Raw genomic sequence first — 21,827 nt, 5'->3', positions numbered from 1 at the left:
GCCGGAGGGGGAAAAGGGGTTGAAATCGTGCCAATGGCTTTCAATCCGATCAGAAGTGATCCAAGAGGATTTTCGGAGCATGAATTGATCGGGCAGCTTTCCAGCAGGATTATATTGTTGAGCGGATGGCGCCGGGCGCTTGTGGCATTTCTCGCCGGCGCCTTGGCGACGCTTGCGCTTCCCCCTTACGATTTTTTTGCCGTCTGCCTGGTCTCTTTTCCAGTTCTGGTGTGGCTGATCGACGGCGCGGTCGATACGGCCGATGGTGGCTGGCTTCGCCGCGCGCTCCCTGCGGCCGTGGTCGGCTGGTGGTTCGGCTTCGGCTATTTCGTGGCGGGACTATGGTGGATCGGCAATGCGCTTCTGGTCGATGCGCAGAATTTTGCCTGGGCGCTGCCGCTGGCGGTTCTCGGGCTGCCGGCATTCCTCGCCTTCTTCTATGCACTCGCAACACTCATCGCGCGTCTTCTCTGGTCCGACGGGCTTGGCCGGATCTTCGCGATCGCCTTCGGCTTCGGCATTGCCGAATGGCTGCGTTCCTTCGTGCTGACAGGCTTTCCCTGGAACGCCATCGGTTATGCGGCCATGCCCGTGCCGCTGCTGATGCAGTCCGATGCGGCGCTCGGCCTTTACGCCATGAATGCGCTTGCCGTCTTCGTCTTCGCCGCACCGGCGCTGCTCGCCGACAAGCGGCACCGCCGGACGGGGCTGGCGCTGGCGTTGCTTCTCGTTGCCGCCCATCTAGGCTTCGGCTTCTACCGTCTGCATCATGCGCCGGCGGTTGTCGACGAGGCCACCGGCGTGCGCATACGCATCGTTCAGCCCTCGATCGCGCAGAGCATGAAATGGGACGATGCCGCCCGTCGCGCCATCTTCGACAAGCATATCGCCTTGAGCGAAGCGCCGCCGCAGCCGGGCGAGCCAAAGCCGTCCATCATCGTCTGGCCGGAGACCTCGGTCCCCTATATCCTGACGCGAACGCCAGAGGCGTTGTCGCGCATCGGCGAGGCTCTCTCGGATGGTCAGGTATTGCTGGCCGGCGCCGTGCGCGAGGAGGAGGGCGGGGGCGGTACCGGGCCGCTTTATTACAATTCCATCGTCGCCATCGACGACCGGGGCGAAATTATCGATGCGGTGGACAAGGTGCATCTCGTGCCCTTCGGCGAGTACTTGCCCCTGGAGAAATGGTTGCGCGGCCTGGGGCTCCAGGAAGTGGTGGAAATGCCGGGCGGGTTCACTGCAGCGGCGAGCCGCCGCTCCCTCAGTGTGAGTGACGGCTTGGCCTTCCTGCCGCTCATTTGCTACGAGGCGATCTTCCCTTCCGAGCTCGGCTATTCCGGGCCGAAAGCGGCAGCTATCCTCAATGTGACGAACGACGCCTGGTACGGGAACACGCCCGGGCCATACCAGCATTTCCGCCAGGCGCAGCTGCGTGCGGTGGAGCAGGGATTGCCGCTGATCCGCGCCGCAAACAACGGCTTGTCGGCGGTCGTCGACCCCTATGGTCGAATCACTGACGGCCTTGCGCTCAATGCGGTGGGCGTCATCGATGCTTCCCTACCGTCAGGTGTTGACCCGTTTTGGGGCACGCCTCCAGGGGTGGTTCAGACATGGACAATTTTAGTACTCATGGTTGCCGCTTCGTGCGGTTTTCAAGTGCTATCCAGCCGGCGTTTCGATTGACATCCCATATTTGATACTATGTTATGCGCCCGCGACAAATGTTCTAAAACCATTTGCCCGACTACCTCCCAGACCGTAGTATTTTGACCTGTTCGCCGCAGGACAGATGATGCCGAACGCTCGCATCGGCGAGGAGCAACCATTGATGATCGAGAACAAGAAGAAGCCGAATCCCATCGATGTTCATGTCGGAAGCCGCATTCGATTGCGGCGGAACATGCTAGGCTTCAGCCAGGAAAAGCTGGGAGAAAGTCTCGGTATCACTTTTCAGCAGATCCAGAAATACGAAAAGGGAACGAACCGCGTGGGAGCGAGCCGTCTCCAGGCGATTTCATCGATCCTGAACGTGCCGGTGTCGTTCTTTTTCGAGGACGCGCCCGGCAGCGGCCTGCCCGGTACGGGAAGCTTTGGCGAGGACAATGAGGCGACCTATGTCGTCGATTTCCTCAACAGCAATGAGGGTGTGCAGTTGACCCGCTCCTTCACCAAGATTTCCGATCCCAAGGTCAGGCGCAAGATCATCGATCTCGTGAAGTCGCTGGCCGACGACAGCGAGTGATTGCGGCCTTAAAGGCGCAAGGCAGAAAAGTGTGGAGCGCCTGTCAGGCGATATTGTGCTCCAACTGATCGGAATGGTTTTTGGATTCCGGTTATTAAGCCCTCGGATCGGAAGCGTTCCAAGGCTTGAAATGGGCGGCAGGGGAAGAAAATTCCTCTGGCCGACACCTTTCCAAAACGAATCTCCATTGACGGTTCCCGCCTATATTGGCAAAGACATGCTGGCCGTTCCGGCTGTCGTTCTGTCTGCGGAATGCTCCCGCAGGACTTTCAAGAGGGGTTTCCCGTGGCACGCAGTTCTTATCTTTTCACCAGCGAATCTGTATCCGAAGGCCATCCGGACAAGGTTTGCGACCGCATCTCCGATGAAATCGTCGACATGATCTACAAGGAGGCGCGCAAGACGGGCGTCGATCCCTGGTCCGTTCGTATCGCCTGTGAAACGCTTGCAACCACCAATCGCGTCGTCATCGCCGGTGAAGTGCGCGTCCCAGACACGCTTTTGAAGAAAGACAAGGACGGTAACGTCATCAAGGATGCCAAGGGCAATCCGCTGATCAATCCCTCCCGCTTCCGTTCGGTCGCCCGTCGCGCAATTCGCGATATCGGCTATGAGCAGGACGGCTTCCATTGGAAGACAGCCAAGATTGACGTGCTCCTGCATTCCCAGTCCGCCGATATCGCCCAGGGCGTCGACAACGCCGCCGACCGGCAGGGTGAAGAAGGTGCGGGCGATCAGGGCATTATGTTCGGTTATGCCTGCCGCGAGACGCCGGACTTGATGCCGGCGCCGATCTATTATTCCCACAAGATCCTGGAACTGCTCGCCGCCGCCCGCCACAAGGGCGAGGGCGATGCCGGCAAGCTCGGTCCAGACGCCAAGAGCCAGGTGACCGTGCACTATGTCGACGGCAAGGCAGCCGAAGTGACCCAGATCGTGCTTTCGACCCAGCATCTCGATTCGGCCTGGGATTCCAAGAAGGTGCGCCAGGTCGTCGAACCCTATATCCGCGAGGCGCTCGGTGATCTCCCGATTGCCGCCAATTGCAACTGGTACATCAATCCGACGGGCAAGTTCGTCATCGGCGGGCCCGATGGCGATGCCGGCCTGACCGGACGCAAGATCATCGTGGATACCTATGGCGGCGCGGCCCCGCACGGCGGCGGCGCGTTTTCCGGCAAGGATACCACCAAGGTCGATCGTTCGGCCGCCTATGCCGCGCGTTATCTCGCCAAGAACGTGGTCGCCGCCGGTCTCGCCGACCGCTGCACCATCCAGCTAGCCTACGCCATCGGCGTCGCCCAGCCATTGTCGGTCTATGTCGATCTGCACGGCACGGGCAAGGTATCGGAAGCGACAGTGGAGGGCGCGCTCCGCGATGTCATGGACCTCTCGCCATCCGGCATCCGCAAGCATCTCGACCTCAACAGGCCAATCTACGCCAGGACCTCGGCCTACGGGCATTTCGGCCGCAAGCCGGGACGCGATGGCTCCTTCTCCTGGGAGAGGACTGATCTGGTCAAGGCGCTCCGGGCTGCGGTCGCGATAGCAGCCTGAAATCATGACGGATGAACCCCGCCGCAAGCGTGCGACCGAAGCTTTCTTCGGTCGCCGTCACGGCAAGCCTTTGCGGCCGCTGCAGCGCGCCACCCGCGACGATCTCCTGCCACGCTTGGCGGTTGATCTCTCGTCGCCGGCGCCGGCCGACCTGCGGGAGCTTTTCAGCATTTCGGTCCAGGGCGTGCGGCTCGAGATCGGCTTTGGCGGCGGCGAGCATCTCATGCATGAGGCGGGCCGCTTTCCCGATATGGGCTTCATCGGGGTCGAGCCCTTTGTCAACGGCATGGCGAAGCTGCTGACAGCCCTCAACGAAGCTCCGCGTGACAATCTGCGTCTGTACGACGAGGATGCGACACAAATTCTCGACTGGCTGCCGCCCGCTTCGCTCGACGGCATCGATTTGTTCTATCCCGATCCATGGCCGAAGAAGAAACATTGGAAACGTCGTTTCGTTAACGGCAAGAACCTCGATCGCTTTGCCCGTGTTTTGAAACCGGGTAGCCGTTTTCGCTTCGCCTCCGATATCGATACCTATGTCAACTGGACGCTCCTGCATTGCCGTGGGCATGAAGCTTTCGAGTGGCAGGCCGCTTCGTCGGCCGATTGGCATACCCCCTATGATGCCTGGCCCGGCACGCGATATGAGGCGAAGGCGTTCCGCGAGGGACGCCGTGCAGCCTATCTGACGTTTCTGCGCCTTTGAGCTTTCAAGGGCGCCTTCTTCTCTCCGCGGATATTGACAATCCCGCCAGTGCAGGGCTTGCTTGCCGTGACAGGTGGGATATCTCGGAACGTTCTCGCCAGAATGATTCCTGAACAGGAATTGATAAGGATATGGCGGAGAAATCCGCAAGGGAGGAACTGACATGCGCAAATTTTTGCTGACCTTGGCCGCAACGGCAGGCCTGGCACTTTCAACACCGGCCTTTGCCACCGATTACAAGATCATCGCGCCGGCGGCGCCCGGCGGCGGCTGGGACCAGACTGCTCGCACCATGCAGACGGTGCTGCAGGAGGAAGGCATATCAAAAAACGTGCAGGTGGTGAACGTCCCGGGCGCCGGTGGCACGATCGGCCTGGCGCAGTTCGTCAACCAGGCGAAGGGCGATCCTTCGCAGCTCATCGTCGGCGGTTATGTCATGGTCGGAGCTATTCTGACCAACGGCTCTCCGGTAAGCCTTTCCGATGTCACGCCCATTGCCCGCCTGACCGGCGAATATGAGGCGCTTGTGGTCCCCGCCGCTTCGCCGATCCAGTCGATGAAGGATCTGGTCGATAAGCTGAAGGCAGACCCCGGCGCCGTTTCATGGGGTGGCGGCTCTGCCGGCGGCACGGATCACATCGCGGCCGGCCTCATCGCCAAGGCTGTCGGCGTCGATCCCACCAAGGTCAACTATATCGCCTTCTCCGGCGGCGGCGAAGCGCTCGCCGCCATTCTCGGCGGGCAGGTGACGGTCGGCATCTCCGGCTATGGCGAATTCGAATCGCAGATCAAGGCCGGAACGCTGCGCATCATCGGCGTTTCCAGCGAAGAGCGGATTGAAGGCGTCGATGCACCGACCTTCAAGGAAGCCGGTGTCGATGTCGTGGTGCAGAACTGGCGCATGGTCTCGGCCGCTCCCGGCATCACCGCCGAGCAAAAGGCGGCGATCACCGCCGACATCGAAAAGATGGTTCAGTCGAAGAGCTGGAAGGACGCGCTTGCCGCCAAGGGCTGGCAGAATACCTTCCTCGCGGGCGATGCTTTCGACAAGCAACTTGCCGCCGATGTCGAAGCCACGACCGTCATCCTGAAGGACATCGGGCTCGTTAAATGACGAAGCAGATCCAGAACGAGCGCCGTGCCGACAAGGCAAAGCCTGATAAGGCGGCGTTCGTCATCGCTGCCGGGCTGGCCGTCGTAGCGGCCGTCATTTTCTGGAAGACGGCGACGATGGGCGGCGCGGCGAGCTATGCCCGCATCGGGCCGACCGCCTTTCCCTATGTCATATCTGTCGGGCTTTTCATCCTCGCGGTATGGACGGCGTTCGAAGCCTATCTCGGAGATTTTCCCGAGCGCGAGCCGCAGGAAACCAAGCCCATTCTATGGATCGTGGGCGGCCTCGCTGCGCAGATGCTGCTTTTGAACACGGTCGGGTTTTCAATCGCCACCGGGCTTCTCTTCGCCGCAACGGCACGTGCCTTCGGGCGTGGGCCGCTGTGGCAGACCATTCCGATCGGCATCGTGCTCGCCTTTTTCATCTGGCTGGTCTTTGCCAAGGGATTGCAGCTCTCGCTGCCGGCCGGCCCGCTCGAACAACTGATCTAGCACCGGGCCGGTTCGATCCGGCCTGATTTTCAAGGCGCCTGCAGCAGGCGTGGAAATTGGACGGAGTGGTTCCTGAAGTCGGAGCAACTCTGAGGAAACGGCAGCCGCATGGATACATTCGCTCTTCTGGCGCAGGGCTTTCTCGTCGCCCTCGAACCGATGAACCTCTTCTATGCGCTGATCGGCGTCACGCTCGGCACTGCGGTCGGCGTCTTGCCCGGCATCGGCCCGGCGCTGACGGTCGCCCTGCTTCTACCCGTCACCTACAAGCTCGATGCCGCTGGATCGCTGATCATGTTCGCCGGTATCTATTATGGCGGGATGTATGGCGGATCGACCACGTCGATTCTCCTCAATACGCCGGGCGAAAGTGCGTCCATCGTCACGGCGCTGGAGGGCAACAAGATGGCGCGCGCCGGGCGCGGTGGCCCCGCGCTGGCGACTGCGGCCATCGGGTCCTTCGTCGCCGGATTGCTCGCCACCATGGGTCTGGCCCTGTTGGCGCCCTGGGTCGTCAGCTTCGCCTTGTCCTTTGGACCCGCGGAATATTTCGCGCTGATGGTCCTGGCGTTCATGACGGTTTCCGCCGCATTCGGCGATTCCACGCTGCGCGGGCTGACAGCGCTGCTTCTCGGCCTGACGCTTGGCCTAATCGGGATAGATCTCCAGACTGGCCAGGCGCGGCTTGCCTTCGGCATTCCCGATCTGCTCGATGGCGTCGAGGTGACGACGCTTGCCGTGGCGCTTTTCGCCATCGGCGAAACGCTCAGCGTCGCGGCGTCGCGCAACACCGGCAAGGAAGAGATCGAGCCGGTCAAGGGATCGGTGTGGATGAGCCGGGAGGATTGGTCGCGCTCGTGGAAGCCCTGGTTGCGCGGTACGGCGATCGGTTTCCCCATCGGCGCGATGCCGGCCGGCGGTGCGGAGATCGGCACCTTCCTGTCCTATTCCGTCGAAAAGCAGCTCGCCAGGAAGCCCGAGGAATTCGGCAATGGCGCCATTGAAGGCGTCGCCGGCCCGGAAGCCGCCAACAATGCCTCAGCTGCCGGAACGCTGGTGCCGCTCCTGACCCTCGGCCTGCCGACTACGGCGACTGCAGCGATCATGCTGGCGGGTTTTCAGCAGTTCGGCCTGCAGCCGGGGCCGCTCCTTTTCGCCAACAGCCCGCAACTGGTCTGGGGCCTGATCGCCAGCCTGCTCGTCGCCAATCTGATGCTGCTGGTTTTGAACCTGCCGCTGATCGGTCTCTGGGTGAAATTGCTATCGATCCCGCGCCACTGGCTCTATGCCGGCATCGTCGTTTTCGCGACACTCGGCACCATAGGCGCCAATCCCTCGACATTCGAATTGGGAATGCTGCTCGTGTTCGGTTTGATGGGGTATTTCCTGCGTCGCTTCGGCTATCCCATCGCGCCTGTGGTCGTGGGGCTGATCCTCGGACCAATGGCGGAACAGCAATTGCGTCGCGCCCTGTCGATCAGCCAGGGCGATCCGACTGTTCTGGTGCATTCACCGATTGCGATTGTTCTGCTGTTGCTTGCCGCCGCGGCAGTGATCGTGCCGCTGGTCATGCGCGCACGCGGCAAAGGTAAATTGCTTGCGCAATTGGCAAGCGACGAGGATTGATTCTCGCCAAGCTATCCGGCCATGCGGCCGGACGAGCCATGTCCATAAATTGATCAGCCCAGATCAGTCATCAGCCCAGATCAGTCAAAGATCAGCTTTGCCGGATCTTGCGGAACTGCGAAGGTTCGATGCCAAGCACGATGAGATCGCGCGCATGTGGTTGGCGCCCCTCGCGGGTCGCTGAAGCCGCGGCTATCGAGCTGCCGAAAACGGTAAGAAAGCTGCTGATCCGGGAAGGCATGTGCTTGAGTGTCATAATCCAGTCCTTTTCGCCCATTTCATTGGTATGGTGCGATGCAACATAGATAGGCTTGTTGCCTTGAAAGGAGCAGGTCTCATATGGCAGGGCAGCTATGCACGGCGCGCATTGGCTTATTCATGAATTCTTAATCAGTGATGGCTCGAATTCCAGTTAAGTCCGGTATCTTCTCGATGGACCATGTTCTTCCCGTCCGCCCTTGAAAAACTCTGCCCGGTCGGGTATATAAACATCAAATTCTTGGTCGTTAGAACAAGAGTGGGTCCCACCGGTCCCGCTCTTTTTTGTTACCTGACGGTCTGTTATGCAAAAAGGGAATGGGTCCGCGTGACGGAAAAGGCTGTAGAGCTTCACGAAGACAATGGCCTCCAGGAGAATGGAGCGCCCGTCAATGATGAACGGATTATCCGCGAAACGGGCGTTGATGCGCGCGTAGCCGGTATCATTGAGCCGGTGCTTGAGGCGCTGGGTTTTCGCCTGGTGCGGGTCAGGCTTTCCGGCCTCAATGGTCTGACATTGCAGATCATGGCCGAGCGCTTCGACGGAACGATGACGGTCGAGGATTGCGAACTCGTCAGCCGCACCGTATCGCCGGTTCTCGATGTCGAGGATCCGATTGACCGTAAGTATCATCTGGAAGTCTCGTCGCCGGGCATCGACCGGCCATTGGTCCGTAAGTCGGATTTCGCCAACTGGCAGGGCCATATCGCCAAGGTCGAAACCTCGCTCATCCATAGCGGCCGCAAGAAATTCCGTGGCCGTATCGCGGCGGTCACCGAGGAAAACGTGACGCTCGAGAGTGACCAGGCGAGCTATGGCGATGATCCCGTCGTGCAAATCCCGTTCGATCTGCTTGCCGATGCGCGGCTGATACTGACCGATGACCTGATCCGCGACGCGCTCCGCAAGGACAAGGCGCTGCGCGAGGGCCGCATAGCCGATGACGAGTTGGGCCTGCCGGAAGCGGATGCTGATGAAAACGGCCTGGATGCGAGCGGTGCTGAAGGCGACGCAGACAAGAATTGATCTTACCGATCTTCATGTGCCTGGCAATGGAAGCAAGCGCCGGCGCGACACCAAGGAGAGAATTATGGCAGTCAGTGCAAACAGGCTAGAGCTTCTGCAGATCGCAGATGCGGTCGCCCGCGAGAAGTCGATCGACCGCGAGATCGTCATCGCGGCGATGGCCGACGCCATCCAGAAGGCGGCGCGTTCACGCTACGGCCAGGAAACCAACATTCGCGCCGACATCAACGCCAAGACCGGCGAGATCAAGCTGCAGCGTCTCCTTGAAGTCGTGGAGACGGTCGAGGATTATGCCACACAGGTATCGCTCGACGTGGCCCGCGAGCGCAATCCAGATGCGCAGATTGGCGATTTCATCGCCGACCAGTTGCCGCCGATGGATTTCGGGCGTATCGCCGCCCAGTCAGCCAAGCAGGTCATCGTGCAGAAGGTGCGTGAAGCCGAGCGCGACCGCCAGTATGACGAATATCGCGATCGCGTCGGCGAGATCATCAATGGTTCCGTCAAGCGCGTCGAATATGGCAATGTCATCGTCGATCTCGGGCGCGGCGAAGCGATCGTGCGCCGCGACGAACTGATTCCGCGCGAGACCTTCCGCTATGGCGACCGTATCCGCGCTTATGTCTACGACGTGCGCCGCGAGCAGCGCGGCCCGCAGATTTTCCTGTCGCGTACCCATCCGCAGTTCATGGCGAAGCTGTTCACCATGGAAGTGCCTGAAATCTATGATGGCATCATCGAGATCAAGTCGGTTGCCCGCGATCCGGGCTCCCGCGCCAAGATCGCCGTCATTTCGCGCGACGCTTCCATCGACCCGGTCGGCGCCTGCGTCGGCATGCGCGGCTCGCGCGTTCAGGCTGTTGTGGCCGAACTGCAGGGCGAGAAGATCGACATCATTCCGTGGTCGCCCGACGCGGCTTCCTTCATCGTCAATGCCCTTCAGCCCGCCGAAGTGGCCAAGGTTGTGCTCGATGAGGACGCCGAACGTATTGAAGTTGTCGTCCCCGATGACCAACTATCTCTTGCGATCGGCCGTCGCGGACAGAATGTTCGCCTCGCCTCGCAGCTCACCGGCTGGGATATCGACATTCTGACGGAGCAGGAAGAATCCGAGCGCCGCCAGAAGGAATTCGTCGAGCGCTCGAACCTCTTCATGGATGCGCTCAATGTCGATGAGATGGTCGGTCAGGTTCTGGCCTCCGAAGGCTTTGCCTCGGTCGAGGAAATTGCCTTCGTCGAGTCCGACGAGATTGCATCCATCGACGGTTTCGACGATGATACGGCAAGCGAAATCCAGGAGCGCGCCAAGGAATATCTCGATCGCATCGAGGGCGAGCGCGATGCACGCCGCAAGGAACTCGGCGTTGAGGACGATCTGCGCGAACTGCCCGGAATGACCACGGCCATCCTGGTGGCTCTAGGCGAGGACGGCGTCAAGACCGTCGAGGATTTCGCAGGCTACGCCGTGGACGAACTGACCGGATGGCGCGAGCGCAAGGACGGCGAGACTGTCAGCCATCCCGGCGTGCTGTCGTCATTCGATGTCTCCCGCGTCGATGCCGAGCAAATGGTTCTCGCAGCCCGTCTGAAATGCGGCTGGATCACCGAAGAGGATCTGGCGAAGGGCGGCGAAGAGGTCGAGGACACGGAAGAACTGGAAGGCGAGCCGGCTGCCGAATAAAGCCGTCTTCGGCGCCCAAGCCATGCTGGGGCGCCAATCGAATGGAAAATGGTACTGGCGCGGGTTGTGCTAAGAGCGGGAGTGCTGCGTGGAACCGGATATGAACGACAGGACCTGTATCGTTACGCGCGAAAGCGGTCCCGCCGAAAACCTGATCCGGTTCGTGGCTGCACCTGATGGGACGGTGGTCCCGGATATCAAGCACAACCTTCCCGGCCGCGGCTGCTGGGTCAAGGCCGAGCGTCGCCATGTGGATGAAGCGGTGCGCCGCAAGCTGTTCCCCCGCGCGCTCAAGGAGAGCGTGACCGCGCCCGATGATCTGGGCGATCTGGTGGATCGGCTTCTGGCCAAGTCCGCGCTGGGCAGTCTGGCGCTGGCACGCAAGTCGGGCGTTGTGGTGACAGGGTCGGCCAAGGTCGATATCGCCATACGCAACGGCAAGGCGATCATGGTCCTCCATATCATAGGGGCCGCCGCCGACGGTGTCAGAAAGCTCGACCAGGCCCGCCGCGCGCTTGTATATGCGGGGGGACGTGATATCCCCGCCCTGTCTCTTTTTACAGGAGACGAAATGGATTTGGCATTCGGGGGCGGAAATGTGATACATGCTGCCGTGCTTGAAGGAAGGGCGGCAACCGGGTTCGTCACGCGGGCGCGCCTGCTGCATGATTTTCGCGGCGGAAGCGCAACGAATTCGGATAGATATGCGGTAGATGCCGCGAAGGAAACGGAAACGGAATGAGCGATAGCAAATCGACCGACGACAAGACGCTGAGCGTCAATACGAAGAAGACGTTGACCCTGAAGCGGCCCGGCGTCGAGCAGAGCACCGTTCGGCAGAATTTCAGCCACGGGCGCACGAAGTCCGTTGTCGTTGAAACGAAGAAGCGCAAGTTCTCGCGCCCGGACGAAAAGCCCGAGGTTGCTGCGCCTGCGCCGGCTGCGCCCCCGGTGGCGGCCCAGCCCGTGAGCAAGCCGCATGTGGCGCCGCAGGCCAAGCCGCGCACCGAGACCCCGCCGCCGCCGCGCCCGACGCCTGCCGACCGTTCCGGCATGGTGTTGAACACGCTGTCGCGTTCGGAGATCGAAGCCCGCCGCCGTGCGCTTGAAGGCGCGCAGGTGCGCGATGCCGAAGAACGCGTGCGTGCTGCCGAAGAGGCCAAGCGTCGAGCCGAAGAAGATGCCCGCCGTGCCAAGGAGCGCGAGGAATCCGCGCATCGTCAGGCCGAGGAAGAGGCTCGTCTGAAAGCCGAGGCGGCCGCCAAGCAGCGTGCCGAGGAAGAGGCACGCAAGCGCGCGCCCGATCAGGCCGCGACACCGGCCGCTACTCCGCTCACGCCGGCTTCTGCGCCGGTGCGCAAGGGGCCTCTGGTCGCTGATGAGGAAGAAGAACGTCGCGGAGCCGCCGGCGTGCGCCGTGGCGCCGGCGCACCTGCCAAGCCGGAAGTGCGTACGCCCAAGGTCGTCAAGACCGAGGACGACCGCCGCCGTGGCAAGCTGACATTGACCAGCGCTCTCGACGACGACGCCGCTCGCGGTCGTTCGCTGTCTGCGATGCGCCGCCGTCAGGAAAAAGCCAAGCGCGCAATGATGCAGGAGAGCCGCGAGAAGATCTCGCGCGAGGTCATCCTGCCCGAGACGATCACCATCCAGGAACTGGCGCAGCGCATGGCCGAGCGTTCGGTCGATGTCATCAAGTACCTGATGAAGCAGGGCCAGATGATGAAGCCCGGTGACATCATCGATGCGGATATGGCGCAGCTGCTCGCGGAGGAGTTCGGCCATACCGTCAGGCGTGTTGCCGAATCCGACGTCGAGGAAGGCATCTTCAACGTTCAGGATGACACCACGGCTTTCATCTCACGCCCGCCTGTCGTCACCATCATGGGCCATGTCGATCATGGCAAGACCTCGCTGCTGGACGCCATCCGTAATGCCAACGTCGTCTCTGGCGAGGCGGGCGGCATCACCCAGCATATCGGCGCCTATCAGGTCGAGAAGAACGGTCAGAAGATCACCTTCATCGATACGCCAGGCCACGCCGCGTTCACGGCGATGCGTGCTCGTGGCGCGCAGGCAACCGATATCGCCATCCTCGTCGTGGCGGCGGATGACAGCGTCATGCCGCAGACGATTGAATCGATCAATCACGCCAAGGCGGCGGGGGTCCCGATCATCGTCGCCATCAACAAGATCGACAAGCATGAAGCCGATCCGCAGAAGGTGCGCACAGGGCTCCTGCAGCACGACGTCTTCGTTGAATCGATGGGCGGCGAGACGCTTGATGTGGAAGTCTCCGCCAAGACGGGCGCCGGTCTCGACAAGCTTCTGGAAGCGATCCTGCTTCAGGCCGAAATCCTCGACTTGAAAGCCGATCCGGAGCGTACCGCCGAAGGCGTCGTCATCGAGGCGAAGCTCGACCGCGGCCGTGGTTCGGTTGCCACCGTTCTGGTCCAGAAGGGCACGCTCAAGCTGAGCGACATCATCGTCGCGGGTAGTGAATGGGGTCGCGTCCGCGCCCTCATCAACGACCGTGGCGAGAACGTCAAGGAAGCCGGCCCGGCGATGCCGGTCGAGGTTCTCGGCCTCCAGGGACCACCGCAGGCGGGCGATCGTCTCGCTGTCGTCGAAAGCGAAGCCCGTGCTCGCGAGATTTCTGAATATCGTCAGCGTCTGGCCCGCGACAAGGCCGTCGCAAAGCAGGCCGGTTCCCGCGGCTCGCTCGAGCAGATGATGAACCAGTTGCAGGTGAGCGGCGTGAAGGAATTCCCGCTGGTCATCAAGGGCGATGTGCAGGGCTCGGTCGAGGCCATCGTCGGCGCGCTGGACAAGCTCGGCACCGACGAGGTGCGCGCGCGCATCGTGCATTCGGGTGCAGGCGGCATTATCGAGAGCGACGTGTCGCTGGCGGAAGCCTCCGGCGCGGCGATCATCGGCTTCAACGTCCGTGCCAATCCCCAGGCGCGCACCGCGGCCGAGCAGCAGGGCACTGAAATCCGCTACTACAACATCATCTACGATCTGGTGGACGATGTGAAAGCGGCGATGTCGGGCCTTCTGCCGCCGGAACGCCGCGAGACGTTCCTCGGCAATGCGGAGATCCTCGAGGTCTTCAACATTACCAAGGTCGGCAAGGTCGCCGGCTGCCGCGTCACCGAAGGCAAGATGGAGCGCGGCGCGGGCGTTCGCCTCATCCGTGACAACGTCGTCATCCATGAAGGCAAGCTCAAGACGCTCAAGCGCTTCAAGGACGAAGTCTCCGAAGTGCCGGGCGGCCAGGAATGTGGCATGGCCTTCGAGAATTACGATGATGTGCGCGCGGGCGACACCATTGAGGCCTTCCGCGTCGAGCATGTGACACGCACGCTCTAGCGGCAATCGACCGCCTGATATGGCATGATCGCGTCAGCGATGCGATCATGGTTCAGACGGGCAGTGACATGACGGACGCGCTTGCCGGTCTGATCCCGGCGGGCGCGATTTCCCAGGATTATAACAATGCCTCGTTCTTCTTCCTCCGGCCTCTCGCAGCGCCAGCTTCGCGTCGGCGAGCAGGTCCGCCATGTCTTGAGCGATGTGCTTCAGCGCGGCGATATTACCGACCCTGTTCTGGAAACAAGCGTTCTCTCGGTCTCCGAAGTCCGTATGTCGCCGGATCTCAAGATCGCCACCTGTTTCATCGCCCCGATCGGAGCCACCGATGGCGACGCCATCATCGAGGCTTTGAGCACGCACGCGAAATTCATTCGTGGACGTGTCGCTTCGGGATTGCGACAGATGAAATACATGCCGCAGTTCCGTTTCCGGATCGATACCAGCTTCGACAACTTCTCCAGGATCGATGCCCTGCTGCGCTCACCGGAAGTCGCTCGCGACCTGCCCAATCCCCGGGATGACGACGACGGGGAGGATGGCGATGCCGATGGCGCGCCGGGTTCGGATGCAGGTGACGGCGGGAACGAATAATCATGGCACGACGCGGCAAGAAAAAAGGCCGGCCGATCTCCGGCTGGGTGATCTTCGACAAGCCGAAAGGCATGGGCTCGACCGAAGCGGTCTCCAAGATCAAATGGCTGTTCAATGCCGAGAAGGCGGGACATGCGGGAACGCTCGATCCGCTCGCTTCCGGCATGCTGCCGATTGCGCTGGGCGAGGCGACCAAGACGGTGCCCTATGTCATGGACGGCGCGAAGATCTACCGCTTCACGGTCGCCTGGGGACAGGAGCGCGCCACTGACGATCTCGAAGGCGGCGTAACGCAAACCTCTGAGAAGCGCCCGGCTCAGGAAGACATCCTGGCATTGTTGCCGCGTTATACCGGCGTCATCCAGCAGGTCCCCCCGCAGTTTTCCGCCATCAAGATCGGCGGCGAACGGGCCTATGATCTGGCGCGCGAGGGCGAAAGCATCGATATTCCGGCGCGCGAGGTCGAAATCAGCAGGCTCGATCTGGTGGAAATTCCGGACGACGCGCATGCGATTTTCGAGGTCGAATGCGGCAAGGGCACCTATGTGCGGTCGCTCGCTCGCGACATGGGCCGCGATCTCGGCTGCTTCGGCCATATCGCAGATCTGCGTCGCGTCGAAGTCGCGCCCTTCACGCAGGAGGATTTTGTCACCCTTGAAGAACTGGAGGCAGCCTGGCCGCCGCTCCCCGTGAAGGAGACAGCGGAGGAGGATGGCGAGGAAATCATTCTGCCCGTGCGCGATTTCAGCGATATTGACGCGCTCGTCATCGATACCGGCGCGGCGCTCGATAGCCTGCCGCAGGTAGCGCTTTCCGACGACCAGGCCCATCGCATCCGCATGGGCAATCCGGTTATCCTGCGCGGGCGTGATGCGCCTGTCGAGGCGGAGGAGGCTTGCGCCACGGTTCGCGGCCGGCTCCTCGCCATTGGCTATGTCGAACAGGGCCAGTTCAAGCCGAAACGCGTCTTTACGGCCGGGTAATGTGCATGCGCCGCTCCGGGCCGAAATAGAAATAACTGGTGTTATCTCGCCTTTTGGACTATATGCGCCGCATCGATGGGTTTTTACCTCTCGTATTGAACCGGCCCCCGCTGGACGACATCCCGGCCGTGGGCGACTTTTCTCCTCTCAGTAAGAAAGGATTTGCGATGTCGATTACTGCTGAACGCAAACAGACCGTCATTCAGGAATATGCCACGAAGGCAGGCGACACCGGCTCTCCGGAAGTCCAGGTTGCCGTTCTCTCGGAGCGTATCTCCAATTTGACCGAGCACTTCAAAGACCACAAGAAAGACAACCATTCGCGTCGCGGTCTTCTGAAGCTCGTCTCGCAGCGCCGCCGTCTCCTTGATTATCTCAAGGGCGTGGACGAAAGCCGCTACCAGACGCTGATCGGCAAGCTGGGCCTGCGCCGCTAAGCATTTTTGTCGGCGGGCGTCATAACGCCCGCCGATTTTTCATCCGGGCTGATGATCCCGGATTGTGAAGACGAAAATAAGAGCACCTTTCGCTAAAACCGGAACTGCTCTGAAACGCCTCCGTCCATGACGGAAGCACGCCGTGGACCTGTCATGGGGCAGGATTGCAGGCAGCTTGCCGGATGAGCCGACATCCATTCACCCTCAAGCTTTCTGCTGTCTTGCCCATGGCCTGTCCGATAACGAAGCAGGGAAAGCGAAGCGCATGAATGCGCGGCTTTCCCCAATGCCAAGGACTAAAAATGTTCAATACCCATAAAGTCGAAATCGAATGGGGCGGTCGTCCGCTCATTCTCGAAACAGGCAAGATCGCCCGTCAGGCTGACGGCGCCGTGGTTGCCACCTATGGAGAATCGGTGGTTCTCGCCACCGTCGTCTCCGCCAAGGAGCCGAAGCCCGGCCAGGATTTCTTTCCGCTCACCGTCAACTACCAGGAAAAGACTTACGCGGCCGGCAAGATCCCCGGCGGCTATTTCAAGCGCGAGGGCCGCCCGAGCGAGAATGAGACCCTGGTCTCCCGCCTGATCGATCGTCCGATCCGTCCGCTCTTTGCCGATGGCTACAAGAACGACACGCAGATCGTTATCACGGTCCTGCAGCATGATCTGGAGAACAATCCCGACGTTCTGTCGATGATTGCCGCTTCCGCAGCGCTGACGCTTTCCGGCGTACCCTTCATGGGTCCGATCGGCGGCGCACGCGTCGGTTACATCAACGGCCAGTATGTGCTGAACCCGAATATCGACGAAATGCCGGAATCCAAGCTGGATCTCATCGTCGCCGGCACCTCGGAAGCCGTTCTGATGGTGGAATCGGAAGCGCAGGAACTCTCCGAAGACGTCATGCTCGGCGCCGTTGTGTTTGGCCAGAAGGGTTTCCAGCCGGTCATCGACGCGATCATCCAGCTTGCCGAAGTGGCTGCCAAGGAGCCGCGCGATTTCCATGCTGAAGATCTCTCCGCCGTCGAAACCGCGATGCTGAAATTCATCGAGGGCGATCTGCGCGAGGCCTACAAAATCACCGACAAGCAGGCGCGCTATGCCGCCGTCGATGCCGCCAAGGCGAAGGTCAAGGCGCATTTCCTGCCGGAAGGCGCAGAGACGACGGAATTCGCTCCTGAGCAGATCGCGACCGTGTTCAAGACGCTTCAGGCCAAGATCGTGCGCTGGAACATTCTGGACACCGGCAACCGCATCGACGGCCGCGATCTGAAGACCGTTCGGCCGATCGTCTCGGAAGTCGGCATCCTGCCGCGCACCCACGGCTCCGCCCTCTTCACCCGCGGCGAGACGCAGGCGATCGTTGTCGCCACGCTCGGCACCGGCGAGGACGAGCAGTATGTCGATGCGCTGACCGGCATGTACAAGGAAACCTTCCTTCTGCATTACAACTTCCCGCCTTACTCCGTCGGTGAGACCGGCCGAATGGGTTCGCCCGGCCGCCGCGAGATCGGCCATGGCAAGCTCGCCTGGCGCTCCATTCGTCCGATGCTGCCCCCCAAGGACCAGTTCCCCTACACGATCCGCGCCGTCTCCGAGATCACCGAGTCGAATGGCTCATCCTCGATGGCGACTGTCTGCGGCACCTCGCTGGCGCTGATGGATGCCGGCGTTCCGCTGGTGCGTCCGGTGGCCGGCATCGCCATGGGCCTCATCAAGGAAGATGAGCGGTTCGCTGTACTCTCCGACATTCTCGGCGACGAGGATCATCTCGGTGACATGGACTTCAAGGTTGCGGGAACCGAAAACGGCATCACTGCGCTGCAAATGGATATCAAGATCGCTGGCATCACCGAAGAGATCATGCAGGTTGCCTTGAGCCAGGCCAAGGGTGGCCGCATTCACATCCTCGAAGAAATGTCGCGGGCTCTGAGCGGCGCGCGTGCCGAACTTGGCGAGTTTGCCCCGCGCATCGAAGTGATGAACATTCCGACCGACAAGATCCGTGACGTGATCGGTTCCGGCGGCAAGATCATCCGCGAGATCGTCGAAAAGACCGGCGCCAAGATCAATATCGAGGACGACGGCACGGTCAAGATCGCTTCGTCGAACGCCAAGGAGATCGAGGCGGCGCGTAAGTGGATTCATTCCATCGTAGCCGAGCCGGAAATCGGTCAGGTATACGAAGGCACGGTCGTCAAGACCGCCGACTTTGGCGCTTTCGTCAATTTCTTCGGTCCGCGCGACGGCTTGGTCCATATCTCGCAGCTCGCATCCGAGCGTGTCGCCAAGACCTCCGACGTGGTCAAGGAAGGCCAGAAGGTTTGGGTCAAGCTGATGGGCTTCGATGAACGCGGCAAGGTCCGCCTGTCGATGAAGGCCGTCGACCAGGAGACCGGCAAGGAAATTCAGGAAAAGAAGAAGTCTGAAGGCGCCGAAGCCGATTTCGATTGATCTCTTCTCCCGAACAAGAAAAGGCGCGCCTTCCGGCGCGCTTTTTTATTTGTCCGACGAATTATTTGCCCATGTTCCCGAGCGGGACATACCGTAAAAAGGATGCTCCATGGCTTCCGCCGCGCAACAGACACTCTTCATGCCCTTCGAAAACGGCATATTGCCTCCGCCTGCCGGGAGGATGCGCTTTCTCGCGGCCGGCATTGATGCAGATACAGCGCTGGACGATGCCTGGAAAAAGGCGCTCACCTGCCTTCAGCCGTTCCGTCCTGAATATCTGAAGCTTGAGAAGGCCGGGTTTGATGTCGTGGCGCGGCTTGAAGGAAATGCTCGCTTCGATGGCGGGCTCATGCTCCTCGGCAAGCATCGCGGACGCAACGAGGAATGGTTCGCGGAGATGCTTTCGCGCGTCGCGCCTGATGGCATCATCGTCGTCTGCGGCGGCAATAAGCTCGGCATCGACGGTTTTCGTAAATGGGCCGGAAAGATTGTGGCTGTGGAGGACAGGTTTTCCAAGAATCATGCCGTCGTGTTCTGGCTGAGACGCCCCGACGATCTTCCAGATGACGCGATCGCGGCGCTACGCCCGACGGCAAAGCACGTCGAAGGGCAGTTCCATACCGCTGCGGGCATGTTTTCTCATGGCGCAATCGACAAGGGATCAGCCTTGCTCGCCGGCCATCTGGAAGGGCGCGTGAGCGGGGCCGTGGCCGATTTCGGCGCAGGCTGGGGTTATCTCGCGGCTGAATGCCTGAAACATCCAAAAAAGATCCGGAAACTCGATCTTTACGAGGCCGATTTCGAGTCGATCGAGGCCGCGCGCGGCAATCTTCCCAGTCTTTCAGGCGAAATTCCGCTCAGCTTTCACTGGCACGACCTGGTGAGCGAACAGGTAGCGGAAATCTACGATACCGTCGTGATGAATCCGCCTTTTCATGAAGGCCGCGCGACGGATGTCTCGCTTGGCCAGGCCTTTATCGCTGTGGCCGCCCGCCGGCTCAAGCCCGGCGGCAGACTGCTGCTCGTCGCCAACCGTCAATTGCCTTATGAAGCAACGCTGAAGCCGCTTTTCCGCTCGGTCGAGACATTGCAGGAGACTGACGGGTTCAAGGTGATCGAGGCGAAAAAGTGAGACGAGATACCTCGTCCACCCTTGATTGTCGTTAATCGGCGCCGTTTTCGTCTGTCTTTTTCAGCTCGTCGAGATTGGGCATCGAAACGATATTGTAGCCGGAATCGACGAAATGGATTTCGCCGGTAACTCCGCTCGAGAGATCGGAGAGAAGGTAGAGCGCCGACTTTCCAATCTCGTCGATATCCACGGTGCGGCGCAGCGGCGCGTTGCGGCGCTGGTAGCTGAAGATGGCGCGGGCGTCGCCGATGCCTGCACCGGCAAGCGTGCGCACCGGACCTGCCGAAATCGCGTTGACGCGGATCCCCTGCGGCCCGTAATCGGCGGCGAGATAGCGCACCATCGCCTCCAGCGCCGCCTTGGCCACGCCCATGACATTGTAATTGGGGATGACGCGGGTTGAGCCGCCATAGGTCAGCGTCAGGATCGAGCCGCCGTTTTTCATCAGCTTCTCGGCGCGCTGCGCCACTTCCGTGAAGGAGAAGGCCGAGATGACCATCGTGCGGCTGTAATTCTCGCGGGTCGTCACGTCGGCATAGCGGCCCTTGAGCTGCGACTTGTCGGAGAAGCCTATGGCGTGGACCACGAAATCGAGCGAGCCCCATTCCTTTTCCAGTGTTTCGAAAACACTGTCTACCGTCGCGATATCCTCGACATCGCAGGACAGGAGCAGCTTCGAGCCAAGCTGCGCCGCCAGCGGCGCAACGCGCTTGCCGAAGGCGTCGCCCTGATAGGTGAAGGCGAGCTCCGCCCCTTGCTCCGCAAGCTGCTTGGCGATCCCCCAGGCAATCGAGTGGTTGTTCGCGACGCCCATGATGAGGCCGCGTTTGCCCTTCATCAGATTTTCCATGATATTCCCTCTCCGTCAGCCCTGATAGCGCTGGAACACCAGCGTCGCATTCGTTCCCCCGAATCCGAAGGAATTCGACAGGACTGTGTTCAGACGAGCATTGTCGATGCGCTTGCGGACTATCGGCATGTCGGCAAAGGCCGGGTCCAGTTCTTCGATATGGGCGCTCTCGCAGATGAAGTCGTTCTGCATCATGAGGAGCGAATAGATCGCTTCCTGTACGCCCGTCGCGCCGAGCGAATGGCCGGTCAGCGACTTCGTCGCCGAAATCGGCGGGCAGGAATCGCCCGAGCCGAACACGCGGCGGATCGCCTCGATCTCCGGTGCGTCGCCCGCGGGCGTAGAGGTCGCGTGCGGGTTGATGTAGTCGATCTTTTCCTTGACGGTGGAAAGCGCCATCTTCATGCAGCGTTCAGCGCCTTCGCCCGACGGGGCAACCATGTCGTAGCCATCGGATGTGGCGCCATAGCCGACGATCTCGCCATAGATCTTGGCGCCGCGCGCCTTGGCGACCTCCAGTTCCTCCAGCACCAGCACGCCTGCGCCGCCGGCGATGACGAAACCGTCACGGTTCTTGTCATACGCGCGGGAAGCGGTCGATGGGCGGTCGTTATATTTCGTCGACATCGCGCCCATGGCGTCGAACAGAGCCGACAGCGTCCAGTCGAGATCCTCGCAGCCGCCGGCGAACATGCGGTCCTGCTTGCCATACTGGATCATCTCATAGGCATTGCCGATGCAATGGTTGGATGTCGCGCAGGCAGACGAGATGGAATAGTTGATGCCTTTGATCTTGAAGAAGGTGGCAAGCGTCGCCGATGCAGTCGAACTCATCGCTTTCGGCACCGCGAACGGGCCGATCCGCTTGGGACCTTTTTCACGCGTGATGTCGGCGGCTTCGACGATGGTGCGGGTCGAGGGTCCGCCCGACCCCATGATGATACCGGTGCGTTCGTTGGAAATCTCGCTTTCGTCGAGTCCCGCATCGAGGATCGCCTGATCCATGGCGATGTGGTTCCATGCCGTCCCGCGCCCGTGAAAGCGCATTGCGCGGCGATCGACGAGGGCCTCGGCATCAATCTCGGGTGCGCCATGCACCTGGCAACGGAAACCGAGCGCGGCGTAATCTTCCGCCCGCCCAATGCCGGACTTGGCTTCATGCAGCGAGGCGAGCACCTCCTGCGTGTTGTTTCCAATTGAGGATACGATCCCCATTCCGGTGACGACCACACGCCGCATCACTCTCTCCTTTGTACCGGTCTTTTCCAGGTTTTCCCTGGAAACGAAGATAGGTACGTCTCGCA

At 61.0% G+C, this 21,827-nt stretch carries 19 protein-coding genes; 16 read left to right on the top strand and 3 right to left on the bottom strand.

What is annotated here, in order from left to right; translation table 11 throughout:
* Positions 1-84 precede the first annotated feature (84 nt).
* From lnt to DUT91_RS06300, 7 genes are all read left to right on the top strand, one after another.
* Positions 85-1,683: an apolipoprotein N-acyltransferase gene (gene lnt / locus DUT91_RS06330; protein WP_114439682.1), complete on the top strand. Its 1,599-nt coding sequence runs from the start codon at positions 85-87 to the stop codon at positions 1,681-1,683.
* Between the two features lie 145 nt (positions 1,684-1,828).
* Complete coding sequence (locus DUT91_RS06325) at positions 1,829-2,242, top strand: helix-turn-helix domain-containing protein (protein WP_114439681.1); 414 nt, start codon at positions 1,829-1,831, stop codon at positions 2,240-2,242.
* 252 nt (positions 2,243-2,494) lie between these two features.
* Positions 2,495-3,799 carry a methionine adenosyltransferase gene (gene metK / locus DUT91_RS06320; protein WP_425373753.1) on the top strand — a complete coding sequence of 435 codons (1,305 nt, stop codon included), beginning with the start codon at positions 2,495-2,497 and terminating at the stop codon, positions 3,797-3,799.
* A gap of 4 nt (positions 3,800-3,803) precedes the next feature.
* Complete coding sequence (gene trmB / locus DUT91_RS06315; RefSeq protein ID WP_114439491.1) at positions 3,804-4,505, top strand: tRNA (guanine(46)-N(7))-methyltransferase TrmB; 702 nt, start codon at positions 3,804-3,806, stop codon at positions 4,503-4,505.
* A 163-nt stretch (positions 4,506-4,668) separates the two neighbouring features.
* A complete protein-coding gene (locus DUT91_RS06310; RefSeq protein ID WP_114439490.1) occupies positions 4,669-5,619 on the top strand; it encodes a Bug family tripartite tricarboxylate transporter substrate binding protein in 951 nt (316 codons plus the stop codon).
* A complete protein-coding gene (locus DUT91_RS06305) occupies positions 5,616-6,110 on the top strand; it encodes a tripartite tricarboxylate transporter TctB family protein (protein ID WP_114439489.1) in 495 nt (164 codons plus the stop codon). The genes DUT91_RS06310 and DUT91_RS06305 overlap by 4 nt, the downstream gene beginning before the upstream one ends.
* A 108-nt stretch (positions 6,111-6,218) precedes the next feature.
* Positions 6,219-7,736, top strand: coding sequence for a tripartite tricarboxylate transporter permease (locus DUT91_RS06300; protein ID WP_114439488.1), 1,518 nt, complete (start codon positions 6,219-6,221; stop codon positions 7,734-7,736).
* A gap of 91 nt (positions 7,737-7,827) precedes the next feature.
* On the opposite strand, the gene DUT91_RS26125 is transcribed toward DUT91_RS06300, so the two are convergent.
* On the bottom strand, positions 7,828-7,992 hold the full coding sequence (locus DUT91_RS26125; protein WP_200834908.1) for a hypothetical protein: 165 nt from the start codon (positions 7,990-7,992) through the stop codon (positions 7,828-7,830).
* Positions 7,993-8,322: 330 nt separating this feature from the next.
* Here DUT91_RS26125 and rimP point away from each other — a divergent pair, with 330 nt between their 5' ends.
* The 9 genes from rimP to DUT91_RS06255 all read left to right on the top strand — a co-directional run bounded on the left by rimP (position 8,323) and on the right by DUT91_RS06255 (position 19,673).
* Positions 8,323-9,021 carry a ribosome maturation factor RimP gene (rimP, locus tag DUT91_RS06295; RefSeq protein ID WP_114439487.1) on the top strand — a complete coding sequence of 233 codons (699 nt, stop codon included), beginning with the start codon at positions 8,323-8,325 and terminating at the stop codon, positions 9,019-9,021.
* Positions 9,022-9,085: 64 nt separating this feature from the next.
* Positions 9,086-10,702: a transcription termination factor NusA gene (nusA, locus tag DUT91_RS06290; RefSeq protein ID WP_114439679.1), complete on the top strand. Its 1,617-nt coding sequence runs from the start codon at positions 9,086-9,088 to the stop codon at positions 10,700-10,702.
* A 100-nt stretch (positions 10,703-10,802) separates the two neighbouring features.
* Positions 10,803-11,444 carry an RNA-binding protein gene (locus DUT91_RS06285; protein ID WP_114439486.1) on the top strand — a complete coding sequence of 214 codons (642 nt, stop codon included), beginning with the start codon at positions 10,803-10,805 and terminating at the stop codon, positions 11,442-11,444.
* Positions 11,441-14,074, top strand: coding sequence for a translation initiation factor IF-2 (gene infB / locus DUT91_RS06280; protein WP_114439485.1), 2,634 nt, complete (start codon positions 11,441-11,443; stop codon positions 14,072-14,074). Before DUT91_RS06285 ends, infB begins: the two co-directional genes overlap by 4 nt.
* 126 nt (positions 14,075-14,200) lie before the next feature.
* Entirely contained in the window at positions 14,201-14,668 is a 468-nt protein-coding gene (gene rbfA / locus DUT91_RS06275; protein ID WP_114439484.1) for a 30S ribosome-binding factor RbfA, read from the top strand.
* A 2-nt stretch (positions 14,669-14,670) separates the two neighbouring features.
* Positions 14,671-15,651, top strand: coding sequence for a tRNA pseudouridine(55) synthase TruB (gene truB / locus DUT91_RS06270; RefSeq protein WP_114439483.1), 981 nt, complete (start codon positions 14,671-14,673; stop codon positions 15,649-15,651).
* Positions 15,652-15,818: 167 nt separating this feature from the next.
* A complete protein-coding gene (gene rpsO / locus DUT91_RS06265) occupies positions 15,819-16,088 on the top strand; it encodes a 30S ribosomal protein S15 (RefSeq protein ID WP_114439678.1) in 270 nt (89 codons plus the stop codon).
* 302 nt (positions 16,089-16,390) lie between these two features.
* Entirely contained in the window at positions 16,391-18,541 is a 2,151-nt protein-coding gene (gene pnp / locus DUT91_RS06260) for a polyribonucleotide nucleotidyltransferase (protein WP_114439482.1), read from the top strand.
* Between the two features lie 109 nt (positions 18,542-18,650).
* Positions 18,651-19,673 carry a class I SAM-dependent methyltransferase gene (locus tag DUT91_RS06255; protein ID WP_114439481.1) on the top strand — a complete coding sequence of 341 codons (1,023 nt, stop codon included), beginning with the start codon at positions 18,651-18,653 and terminating at the stop codon, positions 19,671-19,673.
* 31 nt (positions 19,674-19,704) lie between these two features.
* Here DUT91_RS06255 and fabI read toward each other — a convergent pair whose 3' ends face one another.
* Positions 19,705-20,523, bottom strand: a complete 819-nt coding sequence (gene fabI, locus DUT91_RS06250) for an enoyl-ACP reductase FabI (RefSeq protein WP_114439480.1) — start codon at positions 20,521-20,523, stop codon at positions 19,705-19,707.
* Positions 20,524-20,538: 15 nt separating this feature from the next.
* Entirely contained in the window at positions 20,539-21,762 is a 1,224-nt protein-coding gene (gene fabB, locus DUT91_RS06245; protein WP_114439479.1) for a beta-ketoacyl-ACP synthase I, read from the bottom strand.
* Between the last annotated feature and the right edge of the window lie 65 nt (positions 21,763-21,827).

It is taken from the genome of Paramesorhizobium salinisoli (genome assembly GCF_003335045.1).
Taxonomy (GTDB): domain Bacteria; phylum Pseudomonadota; class Alphaproteobacteria; order Rhizobiales; family Rhizobiaceae; genus Paramesorhizobium; species Paramesorhizobium salinisoli.
This window is presented reverse-complemented; position numbering and strand designations above follow the sequence as displayed.